This window comes from Segeticoccus rhizosphaerae (assembly GCF_009192725.1).
GTDB classification, from domain to species: domain Bacteria; phylum Actinomycetota; class Actinomycetes; order Actinomycetales; family Dermatophilaceae; genus Segeticoccus; species Segeticoccus rhizosphaerae.
In genome coordinates this window covers 1-4,085 of record NZ_VOHR01000326.1, presented here as the reverse complement: position 1 = coordinate 4,085, position 4,085 = coordinate 1, and the positions used below count along the sequence as shown (strand labels likewise).

3 protein-coding genes and 1 riboswitch are annotated in these 4,085 nt (G+C 69.2%); all 3 genes read left to right on the top strand.

Annotation, left to right across the window (positions count from 1 at the left end; translation table 11 throughout):
• Positions 1-1,373: VirB4 family type IV secretion system protein (locus FRW57_RS18320; RefSeq protein ID WP_238999484.1), on the top strand; the 1,373-nt coding region annotated here is incomplete at its 5' end.
• 175 nt (positions 1,374-1,548) lie between these two features.
• Positions 1,549-1,642: riboswitch (SAM riboswitch) on the top strand.
• Positions 1,643-1,866: 224 nt separating this feature from the next.
• Complete coding sequence (locus FRW57_RS18315; protein ID WP_152186686.1) at positions 1,867-2,361, top strand: OsmC family protein; 495 nt, start codon at positions 1,867-1,869, stop codon at positions 2,359-2,361.
• On the top strand, positions 2,358-3,992 hold the full coding sequence (locus FRW57_RS18310; RefSeq protein WP_152186685.1) for a sodium:solute symporter family protein: 1,635 nt from the start codon (positions 2,358-2,360) through the stop codon (positions 3,990-3,992). The genes FRW57_RS18315 and FRW57_RS18310 overlap by 4 nt, the downstream gene beginning before the upstream one ends.
• The last annotated feature ends 93 nt before the right edge of the window (positions 3,993-4,085 follow it).

Here is a 4,085-nt window from a genome sequence, read left to right as displayed (position 1 = left end):
CCCGCGCCGAACAGCACGCCCGGGCCCGCGCGCGACGGGACGCGGTCAAAGCCGAACGGCACGACGCGGCCTACCTGCCCGCCGGCGGCCAGACAGGACCAGACGCGCTGCGCTCCTACCGGACCTTCCGGGTCCCGGCGCACCGAGCCACCTCCCAGGTCCTCGCGGGCGCCTACCCCTTCCTGGCCGAAGCCGGCCTGGGCAGCCAAGGCGTCTTCATCGGCCCCGACGCCTGGTCCGGATCCGGGTTCTGCTTCGACCCCTGGGTCCTCTACGCCCAAGGGGTGCTGACCAACCCCAACTGCCTGCTCGCCGGCGTCGTCGGCCGCGGCAAGTCCATGCTCGCCAAAACCATGGCCACCCGCGCCATCGCCTTCGGCCGCAAGGTCTACGTCCCCGGCGACCCCAAAGGCGAATGGTCCATCGTCACCCAGGCTGTTGGTGGCGCGGTGATCCAACTCGGCGGTGGCTCCCCCAACCGGCTCAACCCCCTCGACGAAGGCCCACGCCCAGCAGGTATGCCGGACGCGGCCTGGGCGGCGCTGGTCACCACCCGGCGCCGCACCCTGCTCGGGTCGCTCGTCGAGTCCGCGCTCGGCCGGCCGATGGGAGCCACCGAACACACCGCCCTCGACCAAGCACTACGCGCCGCCGTCACTGGTGTCGCACCCTCGACACTGCCGGCGGTGGTCGACGCGCTGTTCCACCCCAGCCTGACAGACGCCGGCTCCAGCCTCGCAGAGCTCGCCGCCGACGGCAGGCAGATCGGCCACGCGCTACGCCGCCTCGTCTCCGGCGACCTCGCCGGACTGTTCGACGGCGAATCGACCGTCGCCTTCGACCCCTGCCTGCCGATGATCTCCCTGGACCTTTCCGCGATCACCGGCTCCGACCAGCTCATCGCCATGGTGATGACCTGCGCCTCAGCCTGGATGGAAGCCGCCCTGACCGACCCCGACGGCGGCCAACGCTGGGTCGTCTACGACGAAGCCTGGCGCCTCCTGCGACAACCCGCGCTCCTGGCCCGGATGCAGTCACAGTGGAAACTGTCCCGTGGCTTGGGCATCGCCAACCTGATGGTCATCCACCGCCTCACCGATCTGGACGCCGTCGGCAACGCCGACTCCGAAGCAAGGGCCCTGGCCCTCGGCCTGCTCGCCGACTGCTCCACCAAGATCATCTACCAACAAGAGACCTCCGAAGCACCCCACACCGCCGACGTCCTCGGCCTGTCCGCCACCGAACAAGCCGAACTACCCAACCTGCAACAAGGAGAAGGCCTCTGGCGCGTCGGCAACCGTGCCTTCGTGGTCAGACACGCCGTCACGAATGCCGAGCTGGCGACCTTCAACACCAACATGAGAATGCTCTGACCCACTCGGGACGGCACCTGCCAGACCGCAGTTCCCCAGCAACAGCAGCTTTACCTGCGAACCGAACTGCCGTCACCGGCGTGGGCCTCCACGGCGGGTGATGCAGACCATCTCACCACCGTCCATCTGATGAACACGCCATCGCTTCACGGTGATTGGGCTGCTACCTTGTCGCCACCTATCCAGAGCAGCTGAGAGACCTGGCTCATCGACGCTGCAGCAACCCCCCGGTGTTCGGGTGCGGGTGCTAACGCCAGGACCGATGGAGGACCGATGTCTTCAACACCGACAGGGCGTGCCGCTACTGTCCGCGGCGGCCTGTTCTTCGCGCGCCGGCACGTCGACCTGTGCCGGGTGACGGCGGACCGCTGTCGACCAGGGCCTGCGCGCGGCTGACTTCTTCGCCGCATTCCCGCGCGCCCGACTGCGCTCGCCTCCTTCACTTTTGGTGCTCGACCGAACGTCGGGTGCCTCGACGTCTCCGGAGTCTCTTGTGTCCACACCCACGTCCACGTCTACCGCCCGCTCCGATCTGCCCCAGCTGAAACGGGTCCGTGCCCACAGCAGCTGGGAGGGCGCGATGCGCACCCGCCACCAGGTGCGCAGCTTCGCCGCCTTCCACACCGCCGAACCCGCCCCGGTCGGAGGCGACGACAGCGCCCCCACGCCGATGGAGTACGTGCTCGCCGCCCTCGGCGGGTGCCTGGCCGTGGTCGCCGAGACCGTCGCCACCGAACGACAGCTCGGGCTGACCGCGCTGGACATCGACATCCAGGCCACCATGGACACCCGCGGCTTCCGCGGGACCGCCGAGGTCAGTCCCCACTTTCGCGAGGTCGTGGTCCGGGCCAGGTTCGGGCTCGCGGTGCCCGACGCGCTGGGCGAGCTGCAGCGTGGGGTGGAACGCCGGTGCCCCGCCTTCAACCTGGTCAAGGACGCCGGCGTGCCCGTCACCTTGGACTGGACCCTGGTCCAGGACGCGTCATGACCGGCGTCGGCGCCTGGACCATCGCCCTGGCCCTGGGCTACACCCTGTTCCTGGTCGGTGCGGGACGAATCGCCCGGCGTCGGGAGTCGGCCGGGCGTGACTTCTTCGCCGGCGGTCGACGGTTCCGGCCGATCACCGTCGCGTTCTGCATCACCGGCCTGTTCTCCGGCTCCTCGTTCATCGCCATCCTCGAGCTCAGCTACCACACCGGCGTGTCCGCACTGTGGTACGGCGTCGCCGAGTCGGTGCAGGTCCTGCTCATCGCCGGCCTGCTGGTCGTGCCCTTCCGGGAGCAGATGGTGGTGACCATCTCCGGCCTAATCGGTGAGCGGTTCGGCCGACTCGCCCTCGGAGTGGGCGGAGCCATCACCGCGTTCACCTTCCCGATGTGGTCGGTCGCCACCGCGATCGCGTTCGCCTCCGCGCTGCACGCCTTCACCGGCCTGTCCATCCAGGTGGCGATCGTGTGCACGGCGCTGCTGCTGCTGTTCTACCTGTGGTCCGGCGGCATGTGGTCGATCGCCTTCACCCAGACCGCCAACTGCGTGGTCTTCGCCCTCATGCTCGCCCTCGGCGCCGCCGCGTTCCTGATCAACCCCGGCCCCGCCGGCTTGGCCGACCTGGCCGCAGCCCGGCCGGAGATGTTCGCCTGGACCGGAGTCGGCATGCCGCTGATAGTGGCCTGGTTCGGCACCTTCATCGTCAACGTCATCCTGGCCCAGGCCGCGCTACAGATGGCGCTGTCCTGCCGCACCCCCGAGGCCGGCCGCAAAGGACTGATCTATGCCGTCGGCTTCGGGATGCCCTTCATCCTGCTCGGCGTGGTGTTCGGGCTGGCCGCCGCCCTCGTCGTCCCCGGCCAGACGCTCGGCCTCATCGGAGTACCCCTCTACATCGCCCAAGTGCTGCCCGCGCCGCTGGCGGCGGTGTTCTTCCTCGGCATCTGGGCCTGCGCCCTGGGCTGGGGCGGCCCGTGCCAGTTCTCCGGCGCCACCAGCCTGGGCCGTGACGTCGGCCGAGCCATCCGCCCAGCAGCCACCGAAGCAGACCTGGTGGGCTACACCCGCCGGTCGCTGGTCCTGCTCACCGCCCTGATGATCACGTTCGGCTTCCTACGTACTGAACAGTCCGCCTGGTGGAACGTACTGGCCTGGACCCTCCGCAACGGAGCCACCCTCGCGCCCGTCCTCGCCGCACTCTTCTGGCCACTGGCCACCCGCCGCGCCGTCGTAGCCGCCATGGGCGCGGGCTTCACGACCGGGCTGGCGTGGTACCAGCTCGGAGGGTGGCAACCCGACCAGTTCTACCTCGGCATCCACCCCGTCTGGGTCGGCATGACCGTCAACCTGGTCGCCATGGTCACCATCACCCTGATCGAGTCCCACGGCGCCTGGACAATCACCCCCATGGGCCGCCGCCGCACCCGCGGCCTCTGGACCCTCACGGGCGCGATAGCCGCGGGCTCGACCACCCTGATCGCCTGGGCCTGGCTCCAAGACCGTGGCCTGGGCGGACTCAGCGGATTCGCCACCGTGACACTTGCGGCTGCAGCCCTGTTCCAACTCCTTGGACCGACCACTGCAGCGGTACTGCCACAGGACCAACACAAGACCACAGACCAGCGGAGTTGAGTCCCTCATAGTGGTGTAGCGCACGGTGGCCAACTTGTCCGTGACGGACGTAGGCGCGGTCACCGTGTGATCCTTCGAGTGAACCTCTCACAG

Bases quoted from the DNA above. Each gene is read 5' to 3' on its own strand.
- FRW57_RS18310 (WP_152186685.1), top strand. From the start codon at position 2,358: ATGACCGGCGTCGGCGCCTGGACCATCGCCCTGGCCCTGGGCTACACC.